Below are 23,744 nucleotides of genomic sequence, written 5' to 3' on the forward strand. Positions count from 1 at the left end.
CCTCCGTTGTTTTCCTGCGGGGACGACGCGGCCCGCGCGGAGGAGTGTTCAGCACGTATTTCACAACGTATGAGCGGTTTTGCCCCCCGGCACTGCCCGCGGCTTTGCGCGGATCATCGTCGTCACAATGGCGACTTCTTGTCCAGTCGATAGGCCGCGATACGCGCTGGAGTTGTGCAGTTGCAATCTGCCGCTCCGGTTAGGAGGCCGACGGGCGACGACGGACGGCGAAGGCAAGACCGAATTGGAATCCGGCGGGGGTCATCCGGGAGGATGGCGGCATGAGCGCCCAGATTCTCGATGGCAAGGCCACCGCAGCCGCGATCAAGTCCGATCTGACCGTCCGCGTGGCGGCCCTCAAGGAGCGGGGCGTGACGCCCGGACTCGGCACGATCCTGGTCGGCGACGACCCGGGCAGCCGCAAGTACGTGGCCGGAAAGCACCGTGACTGCGCCGAGGTCGGCATCGCGTCGATCCAGCGCGAACTGCCCGAGACGGCAAGCCAGGAGGAGATCGAGGCGGTCGTCCGCGAGCTCAACGAGGACCCGGCCTGCACCGGTTACATCGTGCAGCTGCCGCTGCCCAAGGGCATCGACGAGAACCGCATCCTGGAGCTGATGGACCCGGCCAAGGACGCCGACGGTCTGCACCCGATGAACCTCGGCCGGCTCGTCCTCAACGAGCCCGCCCCGCTGCCCTGCACGCCGAACGGCGTCATCACGCTGCTGCGCCGCTACGGCGTGGAGATCGCCGGCGCGGAGGTCGTGGTCGTCGGCCGCGGCGTCACCATCGGGCGCCCGATGCCGCTGTTGCTGACCCGCCGTTCCGAGAACGCCACCGTGACCCAGTGCCACACCGGCACCAAGGACCTGTCGGCCCACCTGAAGCGCGCCGACATCATCGTCGCCGCGGCCGGTGTCGGGCACCTGATCAAGCCGGAGGACGTGAAGCCGGGCGCGGCCGTGCTCGACGTCGGCGTCTCGCGCAACGGCGACGGCAAGATCGTCGGCGACGTGCACCCGGGCGTCGCCGAGGTCGCCGGCTGGATCTCCCCGAACCCGGGCGGCGTGGGCCCGATGACCCGCGCGCAGCTCCTGGTCAACGTCGTCGAGGCCGCCGAGCGCGCGGCCGGGGTCCGCTGACCGTGTCCTCCGCCGAAGCCCCCGAGGCCGCGGAGGAGCCGACGGGCGGGGAAGGCGGCGGGGAGGGCGGCGAGGGCACGTCCGCCTCGCGCCGTCACCCGCGGGCGAAGCTCACCACGACGACCGCCCGCCCCGAGGGCGGCGGCCGCGCGGCGCCCGGCGACGCGCCGGCACCGGCCCGGCAGTGGCCGCTGCTCACCGTGCTCGGCATGGCCGCGCTCGGCCTGCTCGTCACCGGCACCGACCTGTTCGCGCAGTCCTTCCGCGTCGGCACCCTGCTGATCGGGGCGGCGCTGCTGACCGGCTCGGTGCTGCGGCGGGTGCTGCCGTCGGTGGGGATGCTGGCGGTGCGCTCGCGGTTCACCGACATGATCACGTACGGGGTGATGGGCGCCCTGATCGTGCTGCTCGCGCTGATGGTGCAGCCCGAGCCGTGGCTGCGGATCCCGTTCCTGGAGGACGTCCTCCATCTGACGGTCAGCTGAGACCGGCGGCCGGCCCGGCATCCGCCGAAGCGGCGACGGCGCCCGTCCTCTCCCCCGTGGGAGGACGGGCGCCGTCGCGTTCAAGGGTCATGTACGTGCCAATGGCGGATCAAGGTCCACCGGGCCCTTGTGGCATGGAGGTGACGGAAGTGACCATTCCGGTACTTGGCCCGTTACCGGAGTGGTCCGGGTGGCAGTGAGCCGCACCACAAGGGGGTGGGGGTGCACAGGGGCCCGGGTCCGATAGCCTGATCGCTGGATATCTCTTCACGTCGAGACATCGATCGATCAAGGGGAGACGTCCAGCACCAGGGGTAAGGGACCCCCACCGCCAGCTGTCTTCTGGAGATCGCCATGACCCGCACTCCCGTGAATGTCACCGTGACCGGCGCGGCCGGCCAGATCGGCTACGCGCTGCTCTTCCGCATCGCCTCCGGCCACCTGCTCGGCGCGGACGTGCCGGTCAAGCTGCGCCTCCTGGAGATCCCGCAGGGCGTCAAGGCCGCCGAGGGCACCGCCATGGAGCTCGACGACTGCGCCTTCCCGCTGCTCAAGGGCATCGACATCTTCGACAACCCCAACCAGGGCTTCGAGGGCGCCAACATCGGCCTGCTCGTCGGCGCCCGCCCGCGCGGCCCGGGCATGGAGCGCGGTGACCTGCTCGCCGCCAACGGCGGCATCTTCAAGCCGCAGGGCGAGGCCATCGCCGCGCACGCCGCGGACGACATCAAGGTCCTGGTCGTCGGCAACCCGGCCAACACCAACGCCCTGATCGCCCAGTCGGCCGCCAAGGGCGTCCCGGCCGAGCGCTTCACCGCGATGACCCGCCTGGACCACAACCGCGCGCTGACGCAGCTGGCCCAGAAGACCGGCTCCTCGGTCGAGGACATCAAGCGCGTCACCATCTGGGGCAACCACTCCGCGACCCAGTACCCGGACATCTTCCACGCGGAGATCGCCGGCAAGAACGCCGCCGAGGCCGTCAACGACCAGGCGTGGCTGGCCGACACCTTCATCCCGACCGTCGCCAAGCGCGGCGCCGCGATCATCGACGCCCGTGGCGCGTCCTCCGCCGCCTCCGCCGCCAACGCCGCCATCGACCACGTCTACACGTGGGTCAACGGCACCGCCGAGGGCGACTGGACCTCCATGGGCGTTCCGTCCGACGGCTCCTACGGCGTCCCGGAGGGCCTGATCTCCTCCTTCCCGGTCACCTGCAAGGACGGCAAGTACGAGATCGTCCAGGGCCTGGAGATCAACGAGTTCTCCCGCGCCCGCATCGACGCCTCGGTCAACGAGCTCGTCGAGGAGCGCGACGCGGTCCGCGAGCTCGGCCTCATCTGAGCCTGCTGACATAGCGTCACCCGACGCCCCCGGCCCATTCGGCCGGGGGCGTCGTGCGTTCTATGCTGGCTCCTCGGTTTCGCCAACTCGGCGGAATATTCGGACAGTTCGGGACCTCGGGGGAGCATTGACACAGTCGTTCGTACCGCACCAGCCAGGTCCGCCGCCGCACGGCACCGCCGCCGTCGACCTGCGCGGCAATCCGAGCGCCAGCGAGGCCACCCGGCTGCTCTGCGCCGGCACATACCTCGACGACGCCTTCCGCGACGACGTCATCGAGCAGCTCTACATCCACGAGGAGCGCGTCACCGCGCCCTCGCTCGGCATCGACGCCGCCCGGGTCCTCGCCCACGCCCTGCGCGCCCGCCGTATCGAACTCGCCTGGTCCGCCGCGATCCTCGCGCTCTGGATCATCGCCTTCCCGCTCACCAAGGGCCTGGCCCTGCTCCTGGCCCTCCCGTACGTCCTGCTGGGCATCGCCCGCTGGATCCGCGGCCGCGCCGCGAACGCGCCGTACTACCGCACCGTCCCCGCCTTCCTCCTGCGCTGGTACGGACGGCTGAGCTTCCTCCAGTCCGCACTGCTCCTCCTCGTCCTCGCCTTCGCCGGCGAGGAGACCCGCTGGGAGTTCCTCAGCGGCCTCGACGACACGAGCGGAGCCTTCGCCCTCGCCGCCGCCGGCGCCGCCGAGGAGCTGTGGGGCATCGGCAGGCTGGAAGCCTGGATCACCATCGCCGTGCCGCTCCTGATCGCCTGGGCGGTGGCGGTGCAGCGCGGCCAGTTCGCCCGCTCGCTCACGCAGGAGCTGCACGCCAAACGCTTCGCCGACCTCGCCGGCGACCCCGCCGAGCAGGCCCAGGGCGCCCGGTTCCGGCGCCTGCGCGACCGGATACGCATCGAGCAGCACTCCCGGCTCGTCATGTACGACTCGGAGAACCCGTTCTGCGGCGCCGGCGAGCCGTACGAGCCCTGGTCGCTCTCCGTCGAACTGCGCCCCCGCAAGGACCTGGAGGGCCGCGCGCCCGAGCCGCTCGACAACAGCGCGATCATGCGGCACATCGTCCCGCTCCTGGAGGGCCTCCGGGTGCCCTCCCCGCACGGCTCCCCGGAGATCCAGGCCGCCGTGCGCGACCGGCTGCGCGCCCTGGAGATCGACGAGGTCGTCTTCCTGCCGGTCGACGGACTGCCGAGCCGCGCCGCCGCCCCGTACACCCCCGAGGGCTTCGAGCTGCACCGCTCCGGCGCGATCGAGGAGGGCGGCGAGACCCGCCGCCACTTCCTGCGGATCCGCGTCGGCGGCTGGGGCGAGGAGGTCGTCACCACGGTCTTCGTCCGCGTCCACACCCAGGGCGGCATGCTGATGCTGGAGGTCGCGCCGCACGTGCTGCGCCCGGTCGACCGGTGGTACCGCGACGCGGACCGGATCGCCCACCGCTACCGGCACAACCACTACTTCGGCAAGGCCGTCTGGGCCCTCGGCCAGACCCCGCGCTCCGCCGGGCAGGCCCTGGTCACCCTGTGGCGGGCCCTCGGCCAGGTCTGGCGGCTCGTCACCGGCGGGCACGCGGGCGCGCTGCCCGAGGGGCCGTTGTGCTCCGTGCGCGAGCTGGGCTCCGACGACGACGCCTCGCTCTTCCAGGAGATGGACATCAGCCGCTACCTGAAGAGCATTCAGGACCGGGTGGCGGGCGGTGTGACCGTCGCGCTGCGCGAGGCGGGCTACGAGACCGCCGAGTTCGAGCAGAGGATCGTGCACGTCGCGGAGGGCGGGACGTTCATCGAGAACACCAAGGGGAACGTCACCATCGGCGACCACAACACCGTCACCAGCAAGAACTTCAACACCGGCACCACCACGAAGACCGGAGGCGACCGTGGCTGACAACGACAACTCCGTGCCCGGCGGCATTCACGTCACCAACACCGGCGGCAACGTCACCATCGGCGACCACAACACCGTGTCGTACACGGTGCAGGGCACCGAGCCCGCCCGCGACCCGCAGCAGGAGGAGCTGCTCCGGGCGATCCGCGAGCTCCGCGCCGACCTGACCCGCGTCGTCGCCTCGGAGCGTACGGCCGCGCTCGACGCCGAACTCTCCGACGCCGAGGACGAGATCGAAGGCACCGGCGCCGCCGGCCCGGGCCGCCTCGCCCGCCTCCGGCAGGCCCTCGCGGACGCCGACGCCCTCACCGGCCTCCTCGCCTCGGGCGCGGCCGTCGCCCAGGCCGTCGCCGCGCTGGTCGGAGGCTGAGATGAGCACGCACGGGGGCGGGGCGTGGTGGAACGACGAGTCGCAGAGCTGGGAGACGGACGCACCGGCGGCACCGAAGACACCGGCTCCGGCCGCGCCCGGGCCGGTGGTCGCGGGCGAGGGCCAGGGGCCGGAGACGGGAACGGCGCCTGGGCGGCCGCCCGTTACCGGTCCGGCGGCCGGGGCTGCGGCCGGCCCCGTCTCCGCACCGGCGCCGGGAGCCGCACCAGCGCCGGGAGCCGCACCCGCTCCGGCGCCCGGCGTGGTGCCCGCGCCCCCGCCCGGCTACGCACCCGGCCCCGCGCCCGTGTCCGACTACGCGCCTGGCCCCGCGCCCGTACCCGGTTACGGCCCCGGGTCCGGCCCCGTGGCCGCCTACGGTCCCGTCGTGCCGCCTCCGCCGCCGTCCTACCTGCCCGGGGCAGCGCCCGCGGCCGCGTCGGCGCCGCGGTCCGGGCCCTCGCGCAACGTGCTCGTGGCCGCCGCCGTGGCGGCGGTGCTTGTCGCCGGGGGCGTCGGGGGATGGTTCCTGTGGGGGCGCGACGGCGGAGGCGGCGGTACGGGGCCGGGGCCGACGGCCGCACCCAGCGTGACCGCGTCGGATGCGCCGTCCACCGGTTCGGACGGGCCGTCCACGTCGGAATCCGGGTCGCCGTCCGCGTCGCCCTCGGAGGGCGCGCCGCCCGCCGGCTTCCGGCTCGTCGAGGACGACGCGGGCTTCACGATCGCCGTGCCCGAGGGCTGGAACCGCACCACGTCCGGGGCGAGCGTGTTCTACAACGCGCCCGACGGGGCCAGCCTGGTGCAGGTCTTCACGATCGACGAGCCGGGCCTGACCCCGTACGAGGCGCTCCAGCAGACCTCCCGGGACCTGGCCGAGAAGAACCCCGGCTACCAGGAGCTCGCCCTCGAACGGACCGGGACGGACGGGAACGAGGCCGAGCTGGTCTACTCGTACGACCGGACGGAGGGCCGCCGGAAGGTCGTCGACCGGGCGTTCACCGGCAGCGACGGCAGGCAGTACGCGGTCCTCGCCGCCGGGCCGGAGACGGACTGGCCCAAGCAGCGGGAGACCATCGACACGGCCCTCAGGTTCTTCAAGCCGGGTTCGTAACCGGGAGCAGGTCCGACAGCAGCTGCTGCGCGAGCTCGCCGACGCCCGCGAGGGTGCGCCGGAGCAGGCCGGGCCCGAAGGTGATCCGGGTCGCGCCGAGCAGACCGAGCTCGGTGAAGGACGGATCGTCGGGCCGGCGCAGGAAGTTGAGCGGTCCGGTGACCCCGGCCGCCCGCAGCGCGGGCAGGTCCGCGGCCGGCGCCAGGATCGGGTAGACGCAGTCCGCGCCCGCCGCCGTGTAGAGGCGGGCGCGTTCGGCGGCCTCGGCGACGGTCCCGCCGTGCAGGTACGTGTCCACGCGCGCGTTCACGAAGAGCGCGGGCCCGGCCGCCGCCCGTACCGCCGCGAGCCGTTCGGCCTGCTCGTGCGGGTCGCGCAGCGGGCGGCCCCGACCGACCCCCGTACGGTCGGAGTCCTCCAGGTTCACGCCGACGGCGCCGGTCTCCAGGACCCGCGCGACCAGCTCCTCCGGCGCGAGGCCGTAGCCGTCCTCGACGTCGGCGGTGACCGGAACGGAGACGGACCGGACGATCCGGGCGACGGCCGCGAACATCTCGTCGGCCGGCGTGTCCCCGTCCTCGTACCCGAGCGCGGCGGCGATGCCCGCGCTGGGCGTGGCCAGCGCCGGGAAGCCGGCCTCCGCGAAGACGCGGGCGGAGGCGGCGTCCCACGGGCCCGGCAGGACCAGCGGGCGGTCGGCGGGCCGGTCGTGGTGCAGGGCCCGCAGGACGTCGGCCGTCATCGCTTGAACATCCCGGCGGTGTAGTGGCCCGGGACCATGCGGGTGGAGACGGCGATCCGGTTCCACGAGTTGATGACCGTGATCGCGCCGATGACGTGCGCGAGCTCCGCCTCGTCGAAGTGCTCGGCGGCCTCCGCGAACACCTCGTCCGGCACGAAGCCGTCCGTGACGACGGTGACGGCCTCGGTCAGGGCCAGGGCGGCCGCCTCGCGCTCGGTGTAGAAGTGGCGCGACTCGCGCCAGGCGGACAGCTGGACGATCCGCTGCACGGACTCGCCCGCCGCGAGGGCGTCCTTGGTGTGCATGTCGAGGCAGTAGGCGCAGTTGTTGATCTGCGAGGCGCGCAGCTTGATCAGCTCGTAGAGGACCGGGTCGACGTGCTTCGACGCGGCGATCTCCAGGCCGACCATGGCCTTGTAGAAGTCCGGGTGCAGCTCGGCGAAGGCGATCCGGGCGGGGTGCTCGTGCGCGTAGCCGGGCTGCGCGTCCTGCGAGTGCTGCGGGTTCTGCGGGGTGCCGTTCACGGTGGTGGTCATGACGATCACCGTACGGTTCCGGTGGTGCCCGGGTATGGTCCATTTCCATGGCAAACGAGTGGGCCACTTTCGGCGCCGACCTGCATCTGGACCTCGGCGGACAGGGCTTGCGCCACGGACTGATGGACGCGCTGCGGGAGGCGGTGCGCAGCGGGCGGCTCGCGGCCGGGACGCGGCTGCCGTCCTCGCGTTCGCTCGCCGCCGACCTGGGGGTGGCGCGGAACACCGTCGCCGACGCGTACGCGGAGCTGGTCGCCGAGGGCTGGCTCACCGCCCGGCAGGGCTCCGGGACCCGGGTGGCCCCGCGGTCCGCGCCGCGCCGCCCGGAGCGGAGCCGTACGGCGGCTCCCGTCGCCTCGCGGAAGGCGGCCGGGACGCCCACGTACAACCTGCTGGCCGGCACTCCCGACCTCGCCACCTTCCCGCGCGCCGACTGGCTCAAGGCGGCCCGCAAGGCGCTGATGGCCGCGCCCAACGAGGCGTTCGGCTACGGCGATCCGCGCGGCCGCATCGAACTGCGCACCGTGCTCGCCGAGTACCTGGCGCGGGCCCGGGGCGTATACGCGCGGCCCGAACGGATCGTGGTCTGCTCGGGTTTCGTGCACGGGCTGATGCTGATGGGGCGGGTGCTGCGGGACCGCGGGGTGCGGCAGGTGGCCGTCGAGTCGTACGGCCTCGACGTCCACTGGGACCTGCTGGCCCGGGAGGGGCTGCGGATGCCGGCGCTGCCCTTCGACGAACGGGGCACCCGGACCGAGGAGTTGGCGGCGATGAGCGGGGCCGGGGCGGTCCTGATGACCCCGGCCCACCAGTTCCCCATGGGCGGCGCGCTCCACCCCGACCGGCGGGCGGCGGCGGTCGACTGGGCGCGGGCCACCGGCGGGCTGATCCTGGAGGACGACTACGACGGGGAGTTCCGCTACGACCGCCAGCCCGTCGGCGCGCTCCAGGGCCTCGACCCGGAGCGCGTCGTCTACCTGGGCACGGCCAGCAAGTCCCTCGCGCCGGGCCTGCGGCTGGCGTGGATGGTGCTGCCGGAGCACCTGGCGGAGGAGGTGGCGGCGGCGAAGGGCGGGGCCGAGTGGGCGTCGCCCGCGACCGATCAGCTGACCTTCGCGGAGTTCCTCGGCTCGGGCGCGTACGACCGGCACGTGCGCGCGATGCGGCTGCGCTACCGGCGGCGCCGCGACCAGCTGGTGGCCGCCGTCGCCGCGGCCTCGCCCGCCACCCGGGTGAGCGGCATCGCGGCCGGTCTGCACGCCGTCCTCGAACTCCCCGAGGGCACCGAGGCCGCCACCGTCAGCTCCGCCGCCTTCCAGGGCCTCGCCGTCATGGGCATCAACCGCTTCCGCCACCCGGACACGCCGGTGACGAAGGACGCGCTGGTGGTCGGCTACGGCACACCGACGGACAGCGCGTGGGCGGGCGCGCTGGAGGCGCTGTGCAGGGTGCTGCCGTAGCGGGCTGCGGAAGAGGCTGAACCGGGCCTCCGCGACTCCGGGGCATCCGGGGCCTGACGCCTCCGCGGCCTCCGCGACTCCGGGGCCTCCGGGCGTCCGGGGCCTCACGCCTCCGGGGCCTCCACGCCTCCGGGGCCTCCGGGGCCTCCGCGCCTCCGGGCCGCCACGCCTCCCTGGGGGCCCCGGCCGAAGCCCTACGCCCGCGCCTCCGCCGGTTGCTCCTCCGGCGCCGGTTCGCCGAACCGGGCCAGGGTCAGCGAGCCCGCCACCGCCACGGCGAAGCCGAGGACCGCCAGCCAGCCGAGGCCCTCGCGGGTCCTGTCGCCCAGCCAGGCCACGCCCACGACGGCCGGGCCGATCGTCTCGCCGAGGACGAGGCCCGCCGTGGCCGTCGTGACCGCGCCGCGGCTGAGGGCGGAGGTGTAGAGGACGAAGGCGGAGGCGCCGGCGAGCAGCAGGGCGTACAGGGCGGGGTTGGTGAAGTCCAGGCCGTCGAGGAGGCGGACGGCGACCTCGACCACGCCGAAGCCGAGGCCGCCGGCGAGACCGAGGACGAGGGCGCGCGGACGGTCGGGAAGGCGGCCGGCGGCCGCGCCGATGCCCAGGACGGCGAGGGCGGCGGCGAGCAGCCCCCATTCGAGCCCGTCGTCGACCCCTTCGTGGCCCTCCCGGCCGGAGGCGAGCGCGAGCATCGCGAGGCCGAGGCAGACGACGCCGACGGCGAGCCATTCGATCCGGCGCAGCCGGACGCCGAGCATGCGCGAGGCGACGACGGCCGTGACGGCGAGGCTGGCGGCGAGGGCGGCGCCGACCGCGTAGATCGGCAGGGTGCGCAGCGCCACGATCTGGAGGACGAAGCCGAGGCCGTCCAGGCCGAGCCCGGCCATGTACCGCCACTGCCGCAGCGCCCGCCACATCAGGGCGACGTCGACGCCGCCGCCGGTGCCGGGCTCGGCGGCCCGGGCGGCGAGGGCCTGGAACACCGAGGCGGTGCCGAAGCAGAGCGCGGAACCGAGGGCACAGATCATCCCAAGAAGCATGAAAGGACCCTAGTGCGTGGGGGATCGGACGACCGGGCGGATGCGGCCGCGGGCGGCCCGCCTACACTGTGCGATCGCAACCCTGCGACAGCAGGACGACGGGGAGGACAGGTCATGCGCAGGCTGAGGTCGAGCACGGTGGTACTCGGCGGAGTGGGCATGCTCGCGGCGACGCTGACCGCGTGCAGCTCGGAGCCCGACCGGCGCTGCATCGACCCGGTCACGTACAAGGAACTCCCCGACTACAAGTGCCACGACGGCGGCGGCAGCGGAAGCGGCAGCAGTTCCTCCACCGGGCGCTACTACTACGGCGGCTCCTCCAGCAGCGGCCGCGTCAGCGGCGGCAGCTTCGACAGGTCCGCCGTCGAGAGCGGCGGCTTCGGCGGCCACCACTCCTCCTCCGGCGGCTGATCCCGCGATGGAGCGCCACACCATCGAGCCCCGCCCCGGCTGGCAGCGGACCGTCGAGGAGCAGGGCCTGATCTACCCGCTGACCCGCTACCCCGACGACTCGCTGCGCCCCTACTGGGACGAGAGCGCCTACTACTCCTTCAGCCTGCCCGAGGTCGAGGCGCTGGAGGAGGTCGTCGAGGAGCTGCACGCCATGTGCCTGGAGGCGGCGGCGCACATCGTCGAGAAGGACCGTTTCGCCGATCTCGGCATCACCGACCCGCGGCTCGCCGCCCGGGTCGCCGAGTCCTGGCGCCGCCGGGCCGAACTCCCCACCGTCTACGGGCGCTTCGACCTTCGCTACGACGGCGCGGGCGGCCCGGCCAAGATGCTGGAGTACAACGCCGACACCCCCACCTCCCTGGTGGAGGCGGCGAGCCCGCAGTGGTTCTGGATGGAGGAGCGCTTCCCCGGCGCCGACCAGTGGAACTCGCTCCACGAGCGCCTCGTCGACGCCTGGAGGCGCCAGGCGCACCTGCTGCCGCCCGGCAGCCCCGTGCACTTCGTCCACTCCGACGGCGACGAGCTCGGCGAGGACCTGATGACCGTCGCGTACCTCCGTGAGACCGCCGAACAGGCCGGCCTCGCCACCGAGGCGCTGTCGGTAGAGAGGATCGGCTGGGACCGCATCGCCGGCCGCTTCGTCGACGACCGGCTCCGCTTCATCCGCGCCTGCTTCAAGCTCTACCCGTGGGAGTGGCTGACCACGGACCGCTTCGGCCCGCACGTCCTCGAGACCCTCGACAACGGCGGCGGGACCGGCTCCACCTGCTGGATCGAGCCCGCCTGGAAGATGCTGCTCTCCAACAAGGCGCTGCTCGCGATCCTCTGGGAGCTGTATCCGGGCCACCCGAACCTGCTGCCCGCCTACCTCGACGGCCCCCGCGAACTGGCCACGACCACGGGCTGGGTGGCCAAGCCGCTCCTCGGCCGCGAGGGCGCCGGCGTCACCCTCCACGAGCCGGGCGACCCCGGCGACCCCGTCGTCCTCCGCGACGACGAACCCTGCTGCTACCAGGAGCTCGCCCCGCTGCCCGACTTCGACGGCAATCGCGTCGTGCTCGGCGCGTGGACCGTCGGCGACGAGGCGGCGGGGCTCGGCATCCGGGAGTCGGCGGGACCGGTGACGGACGAGTACGCCCGCTTCATCCCGCACGTGATCCTCTGACCCGCGCCGCCTACTCCGGTACGTAGTCCCTGAGCGGCGCGGGCCGGAGCCCGGCCGCGTCGGCCGCCGCGAGGGCCCGCCGCAGATCCTGCTCGACCGTCTCGTTGAAGTGCAGCAGGACGATGTCGCCCGCCTTGAGCGCGGGCGTCGGCGGGGTCCACTGGCCCCAGGTCGTCATGTCGTACGTCCACGTCACCACGGCCTTCGCCCCGCACGCCCGCGCGGTGGTCAGCGTGGTCGCGTCGTACGTCCCGTACGGCGGGCGCAGCAGCCGCGCCCCGTCCCCGAACTCGGCGAGCTGCGCCTCGCGCGCCCCGCAGACCTGCGCCTGCTGGCCGGCGGCGTCGAGGGTGGTGAGGTCCGGGTGGTCGACGGTGTGGTTCTCGACGCGGGACGGGCCCTGGTCGAGCAACGTGTGGAAGTAGCCGGAGTCGTAGGCGTACGCGCCCGGCAGCAGGAAGAGGGACGTGGGCACCCGGCGGTCGAGCAGCAGCTTCGCGGCGGCCGGGTCGTGGTACCAGCCGTCGTCGATGGTGATGAAGACGACCGGGTCGGTGGTCTGGACGCGGTTCACGACCGGTACGGGCTCCGGCCAGGCGGCGGCCCGGGCGGGGGCGGGGAGGGCGCTCACGAAGGCGAGCGGGACGAGCGCGGCGAGCGCGCGACGCAGCGCGCGGCGCAGACGGGGTCTCGACATGGCGGCCATCATTGGCCTAGACCAACTGGGGTGTCAATGGGGGGAGTCGGGCACGAAACGGACGTGGACGGTCCGCCCGGAGGCGGGCAGGGCCGCCTCCCGGAGGCGGCCCTCCCGGAGGCGGCCCTCCCGGAGGCGGCCCTCCCGGAGGCGGCCCGTCCGGAGGTGGACCGGACCGCCCACGTCCGTCAGCGCGAACCGTCAGTCCGCCGAGAGCACCGCCCGCAGCTGCTCCAGACCCCAGTCCAGGTCCTCCTTCGAGATCACCAGCGGCGGCGCGATCCGGATCGTCGACCCGTGCGTGTCCTTCACAAGGACGCCCCGGGCCATCAGCTTCTCCGAGATCTGCCGGCCCGTGCCCTTCGCCGGCGCGATGTCGACGCCCGCCCAGAGCCCGCGGCCGCGCACCGCCTCCACGGCGCCCCCGCCCACGAGCAGGCCCAGCTCGGCGTGCAGGTGCTCGCCCAGCTCGGCCGCGCGCTGCTGGTACTCGCCCGTCCGCAGCATCGCGATGACCTCCAGCGCCACCGCGCAGGCCAGCGGGTTGCCGCCGAAGGTCGAGCCGTGCTCGCCCGGCCGGAACACCCCGAGGACGTCCCGGTTCGCGACCACCGCCGACACCGGCACGACACCGCCGCCGAGCGCCTTGCCCAGGACGTAGACGTCCGGCACCACGCCCTCGTGCTCGCACGCGAACGTCCGGCCCGTGCGGCCCAGGCCCGACTGGATCTCGTCCGCCATGAACAGCACGTTCTTCCGGGCCGTCAGCTCCCGCACCCCGCGCAGATAACCGGCCGGCGGGACCAGCACCCCGGCCTCGCCCTGGATCGGTTCCAGGAGCACGGCCACCGTGTTCTCCGTGACGGCCGCCTCCAGGGCGGTCAGATCGCCGTACGGCACGATCTCGAAGCCCGGCGTGTACGGACCGAAGTGGTCGCGCGCCTCGTGGTCCGTGGAGAAGCTGACGATCGTCGTCGTCCGGCCGTGGAAGTTGTTCCCCGCCACGACGATCTTCGCGTGCCCGTCCGGCACGCCCTTCACCTCGTACCCCCACTTGCGGGCCGTCTTCACCGCCGTCTCCACGGCCTCCGCGCCCGTGTTCATCGGCAGCACCATCTCCTTGCCGCACAGCTCGGCCAGGCGCGTACAGAACTCCCCGAACCGGTCGTGGTGGAACGCGCGCGACGTCAGCGTCACCCGCTCCAGCTGCGCGCGGGCGGCGTCGAGCAGGCGCCGGTTGCCGTGCCCGAAGTTGAGCGCCGAGTACCCGGCGAGCATGTCGAGGTAGCGGCGCCCCTCGACATCGGTCATCCAGGCGCCCTCCGCGGAGGCGACGACCACGGGCAGGGGGTGGTAGTTGTGGGCGCTGTGCGCGTCCGCGGCGGCGATCTCGTCTTGCGTCCTCGAAGAACTCGACGTACTCGACACGGGGTCTCCGTTCGTCCTGCGGCCAGGGGCGGGTGTGGTTCCCTTTTCTTATCGTCGCTCGCATGCCGGACGGGGAAACCTGTCGTGACGGCGCGCCCGATAGTCTGGAAACACGCACGGCGACTGGCGTACGGGGAACGAACCCCGGGGGAGCCGTGCGCGGCAGAGCACACGGGATGCCGCCCGCCTGGGCATCACGGGAAACGACAAGAGTCCCGTGCAGATGCCGCCCGCCCCCTGCCTTCGGCGGGTGAGCCCCCATCTCGCATCACGGGAACCCTGACCAGGTCCCGTGCGGATGCCGCACCGGACCTCCATCCCGGAGGAACGCCATGAACCTTCCCGCCCACCACCCGGCCCTCTCCGCCGCCGACCCCGAGCTCGCCGCGCTCGTCGGTGCCGAGGAGCGGCTGCAGGCCGAGACCCTGCGTCTCATCCCCAGCGAGAACTACGTCTCCGCCGCCGTCCTCGAAGCCTCCGGCACCGTGCTGCAGAACAAGTACAGCGAGGGCTACCCGGGCCGCCGCTACTACGAGGGCCAGCAGAACATCGACCAGGTCGAGAGCCTGGCCATCGCCCGCGCCCAGGCCCTCTTCGGCGTCGACCACGCCAACGTGCAGCCGTACTCCGGCTCGCCGGCCAACCTCGCCGTCTACCTGGCCTTCGCGCAGCCCGGCGACACCGTGATGGGCATGGCCCTGCCGATGGGCGGCCACCTCACCCACGGCTGGGGCGTCTCCGCGACCGGCACCTGGTTCCGGGGCGTGCAGTACGGCGTACGGAAGGACACCGGCCTCATCGACTTCGACCAGGTCCGCGAGCTGGCCCTCGCCGAGCGGCCGAAGGTGATCTTCTGCGGCGGCACGGCGCTGCCCCGCACGATCGACTTCGCCGCGTTCGGGGAGATCGCCCGCGAGGCCGGATCCGTGCTCGTCGCCGACGTCGCCCACATCGCCGGCCTGATCGCGGGCGGCGCCCACCCGTCGCCGGTGCCGCACGTGGACGTGATCTCCACGACCACGCACAAGACCCTGCGCGGTCCGCGCGGCGCGATGCTGATGTGCCGCGAGGAGCACGCCAAGGCCCTCGACAAGGCCGTCTTCCCCGGCCTCCAGGGCGGCCCGCACAACCAGACGACCGCCGCCATCGCCGTCGCCCTGCACGAGGCGGCCCAGCCGTCCTTCCGCGACTACGCCCACGCGGTCGTCGCCAACGCCCGGGCCCTCGCCGAAGCGCTGCTCGACCGCGGCTTCGACCTGGTGTCCGGCGGCACCGACAACCACCTGATCCTGATGGACCTCACGCCCAAGGAGGTCCCGGGCAAGGTGGCGGCGAAGGCGCTCGACCGGGCCGGCATCGTCGTCAACTACAACACCGTCCCGTTCGACCCCCGGAAGCCCTTCGACCCCTCCGGCATCCGCATCGGCACCCCGTCGCTGACCTCCCGCGGCCTCGGCGTCGCGCACATGCCGCAGGTCGCCGACTGGATCGACCGGGGCGTGACCGCCGCCGGCAAGGGCGACGAGGACGCCCTGGCCGTCATCCGCGCCGAGGTCGCCGAGCTGATGGCCGCGTTCCCGGCCCCGGGCCTGCCGGTCTAGCCGGACCGGCTCCGCCCGGTCCGAAGCGGTCCGAAGCGGTCCGGGACGGGCGCCTCGCCCGTCCCGGACCGTCACGTGACGTGCGGCTCAGCCCCTGGTGCGGGTCACCGGGATCCACAGCTGGGCGTCGCTGTGCGCCGGGTCGTCCTGCGCCGGGCGGGTGCGCAGGATCTCCGGCCCCGGACGGTACTCGTACGGGTTGGACGGGATCCACTGGGCCGCGACGTCGCCCCACATCTGCTGCAGCGCCTGCGGGAACGGCCCGGTGTTCTCGAACACGGCCCAGGTGCCCGCCGGGCAGTCCAGCACGTCGAGGTCCTCGGGCAGCTCGGCCTCGGCGGTCACCACGGCGTGGTAGTAGTCGAGTTCGCTGCCCTCCTCGAAGCCGTCCCTGACGCCGTCCGGCAGGCGCACGGTCGCCGAGACGACACCCTCCGGGTCCTGGTCCGACAGGCCCACGATCCGCAGCATCGTCTCCGGCGGGATGCTCCGGATGTGCTCGGCGATGTGCGGGTTGACGCCCTGGTGGATCAGCGGGACGCGGGCCTTCTTGCCGACGACCCGGAATGCTTCCTTCTCCACGATGCGGTACCGCATGGTGCTGTTCCCTTCGACGGTGAGGCGGAAGGACAGCCGGGGCTGCGAGTTCAGAGCCGCGCCGGTACGCCTGGCCTCGCCGGGACCGACACCGTGCACGGCGCGGAACGCCCGGGCGAAGGCCTCGCCCGAGGTGTAGCCGTAGCGGATCGCGATCTCCAGCAGGGTCGGCTCCCCGGCCAGCACGTCGGCCCCCGCGACGGTGAGCCGCCGCCGTCGGACGTACTCCGACAGCGGCATCCCCGCCAGCGACGAGAACAGCCGCCGGAAGTGGTACTCCGACGTGACCGTGATCCGGGCCAGCTCGGACACGTCGATCTGCTGGTCGAGGCGACCCTCGACGTACTCCATGGCCTGGTTCAGCCGATCCAGCACTCCCGGCCCTCCTTCCCTTTCGATCACCCACGCTAGGAAGGACCCAGCCTGCCGCACCCGACATCCTGTGCCCGCTCCGATCGGGTGCGGCGGGGCGGTCACGCGGCTTCGGGGAGGCTGGAGGGGTTGGGAGGGTGGTTCCCCCCGGGCTTTGAAGCGGTTACGTCGTGCGCCTCCGCGTCGCGGACGCCCGCGACGCGGAGGCGCGTCAGAGTGAGAGACCTTCCTCGGTCAGGAAATGGCGCAGTTGGCGACCGTGCTGCGGACCCTCTCGCCGGTCGAGAAGTGCCTGACCTTGCACTTGTTGACGCCCAGTCCGCCGTCGACCTGGGCGTATCCCGGCCCGATCACCAGCTGGGTGTCACCCTGGCCGCGGATCGTGTCGTTGCCGGGGCCGCCCATGATGACGCCGGACGACTCGTCGCCGACGGACTTCGGCTCGATGGTGTCGTTCCCGCTGCCGCCGAGCACCCGGCCGCCGAGGTCCACCCGGCTGGTGCGGATGACGTCGTCGTCGTCGTTGCCGAGGACCTGGCCGCCGCCGCGCTCGTACTCGCCCGGCTGGCCCATCACGCTGCCCGTCGTGATGGTGTCGTTGCCGTGGTCCCCGTAGACCGTCGCGCCGTGCTCCGCCGATCCGACGACCAGCGCGGTGGTGATCAGGTCGTTGCCGGCGCCGCCGCGGACCGATGACTCGCCGTTGCGCGGGTAGAGGTTGTTGACCTGGATGATGTCATCGCCGTCGCCGCCGAGCACTTGGGAGTCGATGACCATGCCCTTGACGCGAATGTTGTCGGTGCCGCCGCCGCCGTAGATGATCACGTTCACGACGTCGTTCTCGCAGAGGATCGTGTCGTTGCCCGACGTGCCGTACACGTTTCCGGGTGGGGCCTCGACCCCGTTGACGAAGCACCAGTGCGAGGGCAGGGGATCCGCGGCCGCCTGGGCCGGGGAGGCGGCCAGCGATGCCGTCATGACGACGGACGTGGCGGCGGCGTGCAGGGTGAGACGGACGACGCGGTTCGTGCGTGGCATGGGGAACTCCAGTACGTGGAGGGGGTGGCCCGGCCTGTGCAGTGTGAACCGGATAAAGCGGATAAATGGGGGCGCCGCGCCGGAGTGCGGGCCCCCGTACTCCGTACGCAGGGGAGTGCGCGTGTCGAACCGCTGGAGCGCCCCGCCGCGCCGAGCCGGGGCACCCGGCGCCGTCCACCGCAGCAGCTCGCTCAGCCCTCGTCGACCGCCTCGCGGATCAGCGCCGCGAGGTCCACCGCGCTGGTGTCGTCCGCGCCCGCCGAGAGCCGGCTGCGGGTGAAGGCGAAGGAGAGGCCGCGGCTCGGGTCGGCGAAGGCGATGCTGCCGCCGCTGCCGTTGTGGCCGAACGCGGTGGGCTCGCCGCCCATGGGGGGCAGGTCCATGAAGTAGCCGAGGCCCTTGGCGACGGGCGCGCCCAGGATGCGGTCCGGCTCGCGGGTCTGAAGCTCGTGGAGGAGGGGCAGGCGCCCGGCGGCGATCAGGCGGACGCCGTCGACCTCGTCGAGCAGCGCCGCGTACATCCGGGCCGCGGCGCGTGCCGTGAGGGTCGCGCCGGCCGGGGCGTCGGCGCGGAGGTAGCCGGGGTGGTTGGCGAGCCGGGCGGTGGGCCGCACGTCCTGGTTGGGCAGGGCGAGGAAGAACGGGGCGGCCGCGGGGATGCCGTCGAGCATCTCCTCCCAGGTGCCCGCCTGAATGGGCACGACGCGGCCCGCGTGCGCGTCGGGCACTCCGTAGAACAGGGAGTCCGCGATGCCGAGCGGCTCGGTCACGTACGTGCGCAGCGCCTCGGAGACGCCGAGCCCGGTCACCCGGCGCACCAGCTCGCCGAGGATCCAGCCGAAGGTCCAGCCGTGGTAGCCGGTGGCCGTGCCCGGCTCCCACAACGGCTCCTGCGCGGCGATCAGCGCGCACATCCCGTCCCAGTCGAACAGCTCCTCCAGCGTGATGGCCGGCGGCAGCTGCGGCACGCCCGTGCGGTGGGTCAGCGCGTCGCGGACGGTGGCGCGGTCCTTGCCGTGGGCGCCGAACTCCGGCCAGTAGTGCGCGACGGGCGTGTCCAGGTCGAGCAGCCCGCGCTCGACGAGGACGTGGACCAGCGTCGCCGTGACGCCCTTGCCGGTGGAATAGCTGTGGAAGAGGGAGTCGGACCCCACCGCCTGGCCCGCGGCCCCCTCGCCCGCGTACGCGTCGACGATCAGTTCCCCGTGCCGGTACGCGGCCACCTGCAGGGCCGACTCCCGGCCCGACTCGACCAGCTCCCGCGCCACGGCCTCGACCCGTGCCTGCACGTCCCCCATCACGTTCCCCCTCCGAGCACTTCGCGTGCGATGTGTGTTTCTCGTCTCACGGGGCACAATGCCACGTCCGGTTCCGGGGGTCACACCTGAGAGAATGATGAGCATGGCCTCTGACCGACCTCGTGTGCTTTCCGGAATCCAGCCCACCGCAGGCTCGTTCCACCTCGGCAACTACCTCGGCGCCGTGCGCCAGTGGGTCGCGCTGCAGGAGTCCCACGACGCCTTCTACATGGTGGTGGACCTGCACGCGATCACGGTTCCGCAGGACCCCGCGGAACTGCGCGCCAACACCCGGCTCGCCGCCGCCCAGCTGCTCGCCGCCGGCCTCGACCCGGAGCGGTGCACCCTCTTCGTCCAGAGCCACGTGCCCGAGCACGCGCAGCTCGGCTGGGTCATGAACTGCCTCACCGGCTTCGGCGAGGCGTCCCGCATGACGCAGTTCAAGGACAAGTCCGCCAAGCAGGGCGCCGACCGCGCCACCGTCGGCCTCTTCACGTACCCGGTCCTCCAGGTCGCCGACATCCTGCTGTACCAGGCCGACGAGGTCCCGGTCGGCGAGGACCAGCGCCAGCACATCGAGCTGACCCGCGACCTCGCGGAGCGCTTCAACGGGCGCTTCGGGGAGACGTTCACGATCCCGTCGCCGTACATCCTCAAGGAGACGGGGAAGATCTACGACCTCCAGGACCCGTCGATCAAGATGAGCAAGTCGGCGTCCACACCGAAGGGTCTGATCAACCTCCTCGACGACCCGAAGGCGACCGCGAAGAAGGTGAAGAGCGCGGTCACCGACACCGACACGGTGATCCGCTTCGACCCGGAGAACAAGGCCGGCGTCTCCAACCTGCTCGGCATCATGTCCGTGCTCACCGGCACGTCGGTCGCCGACCTGGAGAAGAGCTACGAGGGCAAGATGTACGGCGCCCTCAAGACCGACCTCGCCGAGGTCATGGTGGACTTCGTCACCCCGTTCCGGACCCGCACCAACGAGTACCTGGACGACCCGGAGACCCTGGACGCCGTGCTCGCCAAGGGCGCGGAGAAGGCCCGGGCGGTCGCGGCGGAGACGCTGGCGCAGGCGTACGACAAGATCGGTTTCCTGCCCGCGAAGCACTGAGTCCCGGGACGCTGGCCGAAACGGTGGTGCAGGCCGCACACTGGCGCCTGCACCACCCGTACACATTTCGACGCACGACGGAGGAGAACGACGTGGGGACCGTAACGCTCGGCGTTTCGATCGCGGTCCCGGAGCCTCACGGCAGCCTGCTCCAGGAGCGGCGCGCGGGCTTCGGGGATCCCGCCGCGCACGGCATCCCGACCCACGTCACGCTGCTCCCGCCCACCGAGGTCGAGGCGGACCGGCTGCCGGAGATCGAGGCGCACCTCGCCGCGATCGCGGCGGTCAGCGAGCCGTTCGCGATGCGCCTCGACGGCACCGGCACCTTCCGTCCGCTCTCCCCGGTCGTCTTCGTGAAGCTCGTCGAGGGCGCCACCGGCTGCGACCTGCTCCAGGAGCGCATCCGGGACGCGGCCGGGCCCGTACCGCGCGAGCTGCAGTTCCCGTACCACCCGCACGTCACCGTCGCGCACGGCATCCCGGACGAGGCGATGGACCGCGCCTTCGAGGAGCTGGCCGGATACGGGGCGGAGTGGACCTGCCGCTCCTTCGCGTTGTACGAGCAGGGCGCCGACGAGGTGTGGCGCAAGCTGTACGACTACGAGTTCGGCAGCGGCCGCACGGTCCCGGCGCCGGCCGCGGCCCCGGCCACGATCACCGGCGTACCGGCGCAGGGCGGCAGCCCGGTCGACGAGCCGACCGCCACGCTTTAGCCGACGGGGCCGCTGGACCCACGGACTGCCGGACTGCCGGGCCACCGGCCCCCGGACTGCCGGATCCCTGGACTGCCGGGCCCCCGGACCGCGGGACCCCACGGGCTGCCGGGCCGCTGGACCCCGGACTGCCGGACCCCCGTCGCTAGACCGGCAGGCGCCGGAACAGCGGTCGCGGCACGTGCCGCAGCGCCGACATCACCACCCGCAGCGCGCCCGGCACCCAGACCGTCTCCGAGCGGCGCCGCAGCCCCAGCTCGATCGCCGTGGCGACCGCCTCCGGCGTGGTCGCGAGCGGCGCCTCCGCGAGCCCCTCGGTCATCTTCGAGCGCACGAACCCGGGCCGCACCACCATCACGTGCACGCCCGTGCCGTGCAGCGCGTCCCCCAGCCCCTGCGCGAAGGCGTCGAGCCCGGCCTTGGACGAGCCGTAGATGAAGTTCGCCCGGCGGGCCCGCTCGCCGGCCACCGACGACAGCACCACGAGCGAGCCGTGGCCCTGCGCCTGGAGGGCCTGGGCGCAGACCAGGCCGGCCGAGACGGCGCCGGTGTAGTTGGTCTGGGCGACCCGGACGGCGGCGAGCGGATCGGCCTCGTCGCGCGTCTGGTCGCCGAGGACGCCGAAGGCCAGCAGGACGAGGTCGATGTCGCCCTCGGCGAAGAGCTTCCCGAGCCGTTCCTCGTGGGACCCGGTGTCCAGGGCGTCGAAGGGCACGGTGCGCACGTCGGCGCCGAGCGCGCGCAGCGAGTCGGCGGCCTCGGTGAGGGCGGGGGAGGGGCGGCCGGCCAGCCACACCGTGCGGGTGCGGCGGGCGATCAGACGGCGGGCGGTGGCGAGGCCGATCTCGGAGGTGCCGCCGAGAACGAGCAGGGACTGGGGCGCGCCGAAGGCGTCCTTCATGGCGTTCACGCTCCTCATAGGGCGAGACGGCGGGCCAGGTCCGAGACGAAGACCGACCCGGGGTCGATACGGGCCCGCAGCTCGCGGAAGTCGTCGAGCCTCGGGTACATCGCGGCCAGCGCGTCGGGCCGCAGCCGCGAGTCCTTGGCGAGGTAGACCCGGCCGCCGGCCGCGGCGACCTCCTCGTCCAGCTCGTCGAGGAAGGCGCCGAGGCCGCTCAGCGAGGCCGGGATGTCGAGGGCGAGGGTCCAGCCGGGCAGCGGGAAGGACAGCCAGCCGGGGTCGGCCTCGCCGAAGCGCTTGAGGACGGCGAGGAAGGACGGGCAGCCGCGGCTCGCGATGCGCCGCACGACCCGGCGCAGGGTCTCCTCCTGGCCGTGGCCGACGACGAACTGGTACTGCACGAAGCCGCCGCGCCCGTACACCCGGTTCCAGTGCGGGACGCCGTCGAGGGGGTGGAAGAAGGCGGGGAGCCGCTGGAGCCGGCCGGTGGCGCGGCGCGGGGCCCTGCGGTACCAGAGCTCGTTGAAGAGGCCGACGCTCGTGCGGCCGAGCAGCCCCTCGGGGACGTACGCGGGGGCCGCCGGCAGCCGCCCGGGGCGGAAGGCGAGGGGCTCGCGGCGGGCCCGGCGTTCGCGGACGGGCAGGGCGTCGTACGGGGCGTGGTCGCCGCGGGTGAGGACGGCGCGGCCGGTGGCGGCGCCGCGGGCGAGGAGGTCGATCCAGGCCACGGAGTAGCGGTAGCGGTGGTCGGTCGCGGTGAGCCGGGCCATCAGGTCGTCGAGGTCGGTGGCGCGTTCGGTGTCGACGCACATCAGGGAGGTCTCGACGGGCAGCAGGCGCAGGGTGACGGAGAGGATCACGCCGGTCAGGCCCAGGCCGCCGGTGGTGGCGTCGAAGAGCGGGGTGCCGGGGACCACCGTGTGCACCTGGCCGTCGGCGGTGAGCAGGTCGAGGGAGACGACGTGCCGGGAGAAGGAGCCGGAGACGTGGTGGTTCTTGCCGTGGATGTCGGCGCCGACGGCCCCGCCGACGGTGACGTAACGGGTGCCGGGGGTGACCGGCACGAACCAGCCGAGCGGCAGCAGCACCTCCATCAGGTGGTGCAGGCTGACGCCCGCGTCGCAGACGACGAGCCCGGCCTCGGCGTCGACGGCGCGGATCCGGGCGAGGCCGGTCATGTCGAGGACGGCGCCGCCGGCGTTCTGCGCGGCGTCCCCGTAGGCCCTGCCGAGACCGCGCGCGATCGAGCCGCGCGAGCCCGGGGCGGCGTACGCGCGGACGGCCGCGGCGGCCTCCTCGTACGTCCGGGGACGGATCACGTACGCGAGGGTGGGGGCGGTCCGGCCCCAGCCCGTGAGGGTGTCGATGTCCGTCACGACGTCGGTCTCGGCTGCCATGGAGGTGACCGTATAGCCGCGAGTGTCGCTTATGCCGGGATTGGCGGGCGGTTCGTCGAAATGGGTGATTAAACGAGTGTCAGGAAAGCGACCCGGCCCGTAGCTCACCTCGGCGCGTCAGAGTCGCCCGTGGCTGTTCGGTGAACCGGGGAGGCGGGCGAGGAGCATGCGATACGGGGACGGTGACGAGGACCGGGACGGGGCCCGGGCCCGGGGCTGGGCCGCGGCCGACCACCGGCTGCTCGCCGCGCTGCGCGCCCACGGGCGCCGCCCCGCGGTGGCCGCCGCCGCCCGCGCGCTCTCGGGCGCCGGCGAACACGCGGCGCTCTGGCTCGCCGCCGGTCTGGCCGCCGCCGCCCTCGACCCGCCGCGCCGCACCGGCTGGCTGCACGGCACCGCCCTGGTCGCCGTCGCGCATCTGACGGGCATGGGCGTCAAGCGGGTGGTACGGCGCCCCAGGCCGCGCCCCGAGACGTACGCGCCGCTCGTCCGCACCGCCGGCCGGCACTCCTTCCCCAGCTGCCACGCCTGCTCCGCCGCCGCGGCCGCCGTCGCCTTCACCGCCCTGCACCCGCCGGCCCGGCACCTCGCCGTCCCGGCCGCCGCCGCGATGTGCCTCGCCCGGCTCGTCGCCGGCGTCCACTACCCGACCGACGTCGCCGCCGGGGCACTGCTCGGCGCGGCCACCGCGACCACGGCCCGCGCCCGGCTCCGCGCCGCCGCCGAGGGGAGGCGACCGTGACCGGGCCCGTCGCCCTGCTCACCGCGGCGGCCGCGACTGCCACGGCCGCCGCGACGGCGGGCCTCGGCCGGCTTCCTGCCGCGGCACCACGCGGAGGCGGTCGTGCC

General features: G+C 73.4%; 23 protein-coding genes and 1 riboswitch. Of the genes, 13 read left to right on the top strand and 10 right to left on the bottom strand.

Going from position 1 to position 23,744, the window contains the following annotated elements; genetic code table 11:
- Positions 1-281: 281 nt before the first annotated feature.
- The 6 genes from ACWEV0_RS05245 (at position 282) to ACWEV0_RS05270 (ending at position 6,337) form a co-directional block, all read left to right on the top strand.
- Complete coding sequence (locus tag ACWEV0_RS05245; protein ID WP_453146631.1) at positions 282-1,142, top strand: bifunctional methylenetetrahydrofolate dehydrogenase/methenyltetrahydrofolate cyclohydrolase; 861 nt, start codon at positions 282-284, stop codon at positions 1,140-1,142.
- Positions 1,043-1,627: a DUF3017 domain-containing protein gene (locus tag ACWEV0_RS05250; protein ID WP_453146793.1), complete on the top strand. Its 585-nt coding sequence runs from the start codon at positions 1,043-1,045 to the stop codon at positions 1,625-1,627. Before ACWEV0_RS05245 ends, ACWEV0_RS05250 begins: the two co-directional genes overlap by 100 nt.
- A 354-nt stretch (positions 1,628-1,981) precedes the next feature.
- Positions 1,982-2,971, top strand: a complete 990-nt coding sequence (locus ACWEV0_RS05255) for a malate dehydrogenase (RefSeq protein ID WP_453146632.1) — start codon at positions 1,982-1,984, stop codon at positions 2,969-2,971.
- 127 nt (positions 2,972-3,098) lie between these two features.
- Positions 3,099-4,853, top strand: a complete 1,755-nt coding sequence (locus ACWEV0_RS05260; protein WP_453146634.1) for a hypothetical protein — start codon at positions 3,099-3,101, stop codon at positions 4,851-4,853.
- A complete protein-coding gene (locus tag ACWEV0_RS05265) occupies positions 4,846-5,223 on the top strand; it encodes a hypothetical protein (RefSeq protein WP_453146636.1) in 378 nt (125 codons plus the stop codon). Before ACWEV0_RS05260 ends, ACWEV0_RS05265 begins: the two co-directional genes overlap by 8 nt.
- Positions 5,224-5,611: 388 nt before the next feature.
- Complete coding sequence (locus ACWEV0_RS05270; protein WP_453146638.1) at positions 5,612-6,337, top strand: hypothetical protein; 726 nt, start codon at positions 5,612-5,614, stop codon at positions 6,335-6,337.
- Here the strand turns inward: ACWEV0_RS05270 and ACWEV0_RS05275 are convergent.
- Both ACWEV0_RS05275 and ACWEV0_RS05280 read right to left on the bottom strand, forming a co-directional pair.
- Positions 6,321-7,079 (bottom strand): isocitrate lyase/PEP mutase family protein, encoded by a 759-nt coding sequence (locus ACWEV0_RS05275; protein WP_453146639.1) that lies wholly within the window; start codon positions 7,077-7,079, stop codon positions 6,321-6,323. The two genes, ACWEV0_RS05270 and ACWEV0_RS05275, sit on opposite strands and share 17 nt — an antisense overlap.
- Entirely contained in the window at positions 7,076-7,615 is a 540-nt protein-coding gene (locus tag ACWEV0_RS05280; RefSeq protein ID WP_453146641.1) for a carboxymuconolactone decarboxylase family protein, read from the bottom strand. The genes ACWEV0_RS05275 and ACWEV0_RS05280 overlap by 4 nt, the downstream gene beginning before the upstream one ends.
- 47 nt (positions 7,616-7,662) lie before the next feature.
- Between ACWEV0_RS05280 and pdxR the strand changes: the two genes are divergently transcribed.
- Positions 7,663-9,075 (top strand): MocR-like pyridoxine biosynthesis transcription factor PdxR, encoded by a 1,413-nt coding sequence (gene pdxR, locus ACWEV0_RS05285; protein ID WP_453146643.1) that lies wholly within the window; start codon positions 7,663-7,665, stop codon positions 9,073-9,075.
- 194 nt (positions 9,076-9,269) lie between these two features.
- Here pdxR and ACWEV0_RS05290 read toward each other — a convergent pair whose 3' ends face one another.
- Complete coding sequence (locus ACWEV0_RS05290; protein ID WP_453146645.1) at positions 9,270-10,115, bottom strand: hypothetical protein; 846 nt, start codon at positions 10,113-10,115, stop codon at positions 9,270-9,272.
- 114 nt (positions 10,116-10,229) lie between these two features.
- Between ACWEV0_RS05290 and ACWEV0_RS05295 the strand changes: the two genes are divergently transcribed.
- Entirely contained in the window at positions 10,230-10,526 is a 297-nt protein-coding gene (locus ACWEV0_RS05295) for a hypothetical protein (protein ID WP_453146647.1), read from the top strand.
- Between the two features lie 7 nt (positions 10,527-10,533).
- Entirely contained in the window at positions 10,534-11,733 is a 1,200-nt protein-coding gene (locus tag ACWEV0_RS05300) for a glutathionylspermidine synthase family protein (protein ID WP_453146648.1), read from the top strand.
- A gap of 10 nt (positions 11,734-11,743) precedes the next feature.
- On the opposite strand, the gene ACWEV0_RS05305 is transcribed toward ACWEV0_RS05300, so the two are convergent.
- The gene (locus tag ACWEV0_RS05305) at positions 11,744-12,430 is read right to left on the bottom strand and encodes a polysaccharide deacetylase family protein (protein ID WP_453146650.1); all 687 of its coding nucleotides are present in this window, start codon (positions 12,428-12,430) and stop codon (positions 11,744-11,746) included.
- A gap of 201 nt (positions 12,431-12,631) precedes the next feature.
- Positions 12,632-13,858, bottom strand: coding sequence for an ornithine--oxo-acid transaminase (rocD, locus tag ACWEV0_RS05310; protein WP_453146652.1), 1,227 nt, complete (start codon positions 13,856-13,858; stop codon positions 12,632-12,634).
- Positions 13,859-13,967: 109 nt separating this feature from the next.
- A riboswitch (ZMP/ZTP riboswitch) is annotated at positions 13,968-14,058 on the top strand.
- 132 nt (positions 14,059-14,190) lie between these two features.
- Here rocD and ACWEV0_RS05315 point away from each other — a divergent pair.
- Positions 14,191-15,459: a serine hydroxymethyltransferase gene (locus ACWEV0_RS05315; protein ID WP_453146654.1), complete on the top strand. Its 1,269-nt coding sequence runs from the start codon at positions 14,191-14,193 to the stop codon at positions 15,457-15,459.
- A gap of 87 nt (positions 15,460-15,546) precedes the next feature.
- Here the strand turns inward: ACWEV0_RS05315 and ACWEV0_RS05320 are convergent, their stop codons facing one another.
- The 3 genes from ACWEV0_RS05320 to ACWEV0_RS05330 all read right to left on the bottom strand — a co-directional run bounded on the left by ACWEV0_RS05320 (position 15,547) and on the right by ACWEV0_RS05330 (position 18,764).
- Complete coding sequence (locus tag ACWEV0_RS05320) at positions 15,547-16,431, bottom strand: AraC family transcriptional regulator (RefSeq protein ID WP_453146656.1); 885 nt, start codon at positions 16,429-16,431, stop codon at positions 15,547-15,549.
- A gap of 231 nt (positions 16,432-16,662) precedes the next feature.
- Complete coding sequence (locus tag ACWEV0_RS05325) at positions 16,663-17,466, bottom strand: hypothetical protein (RefSeq protein ID WP_453146658.1); 804 nt, start codon at positions 17,464-17,466, stop codon at positions 16,663-16,665.
- 191 nt (positions 17,467-17,657) lie between these two features.
- Positions 17,658-18,764 (bottom strand): serine hydrolase domain-containing protein, encoded by a 1,107-nt coding sequence (locus ACWEV0_RS05330; RefSeq protein ID WP_453146660.1) that lies wholly within the window; start codon positions 18,762-18,764, stop codon positions 17,658-17,660.
- Positions 18,765-18,867: 103 nt separating this feature from the next.
- Here ACWEV0_RS05330 and trpS point away from each other — a divergent pair, with 103 nt between their 5' ends.
- Positions 18,868-19,881, top strand: a complete 1,014-nt coding sequence (trpS, locus tag ACWEV0_RS05335; protein ID WP_453146662.1) for a tryptophan--tRNA ligase — start codon at positions 18,868-18,870, stop codon at positions 19,879-19,881.
- Positions 19,882-19,973: 92 nt separating this feature from the next.
- Positions 19,974-20,594: a 2'-5' RNA ligase family protein gene (locus ACWEV0_RS05340; RefSeq protein ID WP_453146663.1), complete on the top strand. Its 621-nt coding sequence runs from the start codon at positions 19,974-19,976 to the stop codon at positions 20,592-20,594.
- A gap of 145 nt (positions 20,595-20,739) precedes the next feature.
- Here ACWEV0_RS05340 and ACWEV0_RS05345 read toward each other — a convergent pair whose 3' ends face one another.
- Positions 20,740-21,495 (bottom strand): decaprenylphospho-beta-D-erythro-pentofuranosid-2-ulose 2-reductase, encoded by a 756-nt coding sequence (locus tag ACWEV0_RS05345; protein ID WP_453146795.1) that lies wholly within the window; start codon positions 21,493-21,495, stop codon positions 20,740-20,742.
- A gap of 14 nt (positions 21,496-21,509) precedes the next feature.
- Positions 21,510-22,895, bottom strand: coding sequence for an FAD-binding protein (locus ACWEV0_RS05350; RefSeq protein WP_453146665.1), 1,386 nt, complete (start codon positions 22,893-22,895; stop codon positions 21,510-21,512).
- Between the two features lie 166 nt (positions 22,896-23,061).
- On the opposite strand from ACWEV0_RS05350, the gene ACWEV0_RS05355 reads away from it, so the two are divergent.
- Positions 23,062-23,637: a phosphatase PAP2 family protein gene (locus ACWEV0_RS05355; protein ID WP_453146667.1), complete on the top strand. Its 576-nt coding sequence runs from the start codon at positions 23,062-23,064 to the stop codon at positions 23,635-23,637.
- The last annotated feature ends 107 nt before the right edge of the window (positions 23,638-23,744 follow it).

This window comes from Streptomyces sp. NPDC003943 (genome assembly GCF_053605265.1).

What these genes read in the sequence shown, in the direction of transcription:
- ACWEV0_RS05330 (WP_453146660.1), bottom strand. Translation starts at nt 18,764, where the DNA reads ATGGGGGACGTGCAGGCACGGGTCGAGGCCGTGGCGCGGGAGCTGGTC.
- ACWEV0_RS05350 (WP_453146665.1), bottom strand. Translation starts at nt 22,895, where the DNA reads ATGGCAGCCGAGACCGACGTCGTGACGGACATCGACACCCTCACGGGC.
- ACWEV0_RS05280 (WP_453146641.1), bottom strand. Translation starts at nt 7,615, where the DNA reads ATGACCACCACCGTGAACGGCACCCCGCAGAACCCGCAGCACTCGCAG.
- ACWEV0_RS05345 (WP_453146795.1), bottom strand. Translation starts at nt 21,495, where the DNA reads ATGAAGGACGCCTTCGGCGCGCCCCAGTCCCTGCTCGTTCTCGGCGGC.
- ACWEV0_RS05290 (WP_453146645.1), bottom strand. Translation starts at nt 10,115, where the DNA reads ATGCTTCTTGGGATGATCTGTGCCCTCGGTTCCGCGCTCTGCTTCGGC.
- ACWEV0_RS05275 (WP_453146639.1), bottom strand. Translation starts at nt 7,079, where the DNA reads ATGACGGCCGACGTCCTGCGGGCCCTGCACCACGACCGGCCCGCCGAC.
- pdxR (WP_453146643.1), top strand. Translation starts at nt 7,663, where the DNA reads ATGGCAAACGAGTGGGCCACTTTCGGCGCCGACCTGCATCTGGACCTC.
- ACWEV0_RS05245 (WP_453146631.1), top strand. Translation starts at nt 282, where the DNA reads ATGAGCGCCCAGATTCTCGATGGCAAGGCCACCGCAGCCGCGATCAAG.
- ACWEV0_RS05325 (WP_453146658.1), bottom strand. Translation starts at nt 17,466, where the DNA reads ATGCCACGCACGAACCGCGTCGTCCGTCTCACCCTGCACGCCGCCGCC.
- trpS (WP_453146662.1), top strand. Translation starts at nt 18,868, where the DNA reads ATGGCCTCTGACCGACCTCGTGTGCTTTCCGGAATCCAGCCCACCGCA.
- ACWEV0_RS05355 (WP_453146667.1), top strand. Translation starts at nt 23,062, where the DNA reads ATGCGATACGGGGACGGTGACGAGGACCGGGACGGGGCCCGGGCCCGG.
- ACWEV0_RS05255 (WP_453146632.1), top strand. Translation starts at nt 1,982, where the DNA reads ATGACCCGCACTCCCGTGAATGTCACCGTGACCGGCGCGGCCGGCCAG.
- ACWEV0_RS05315 (WP_453146654.1), top strand. Translation starts at nt 14,191, where the DNA reads ATGAACCTTCCCGCCCACCACCCGGCCCTCTCCGCCGCCGACCCCGAG.
- ACWEV0_RS05305 (WP_453146650.1), bottom strand. Translation starts at nt 12,430, where the DNA reads ATGTCGAGACCCCGTCTGCGCCGCGCGCTGCGTCGCGCGCTCGCCGCG.
- ACWEV0_RS05300 (WP_453146648.1), top strand. Translation starts at nt 10,534, where the DNA reads ATGGAGCGCCACACCATCGAGCCCCGCCCCGGCTGGCAGCGGACCGTC.
- ACWEV0_RS05295 (WP_453146647.1), top strand. Translation starts at nt 10,230, where the DNA reads ATGCGCAGGCTGAGGTCGAGCACGGTGGTACTCGGCGGAGTGGGCATG.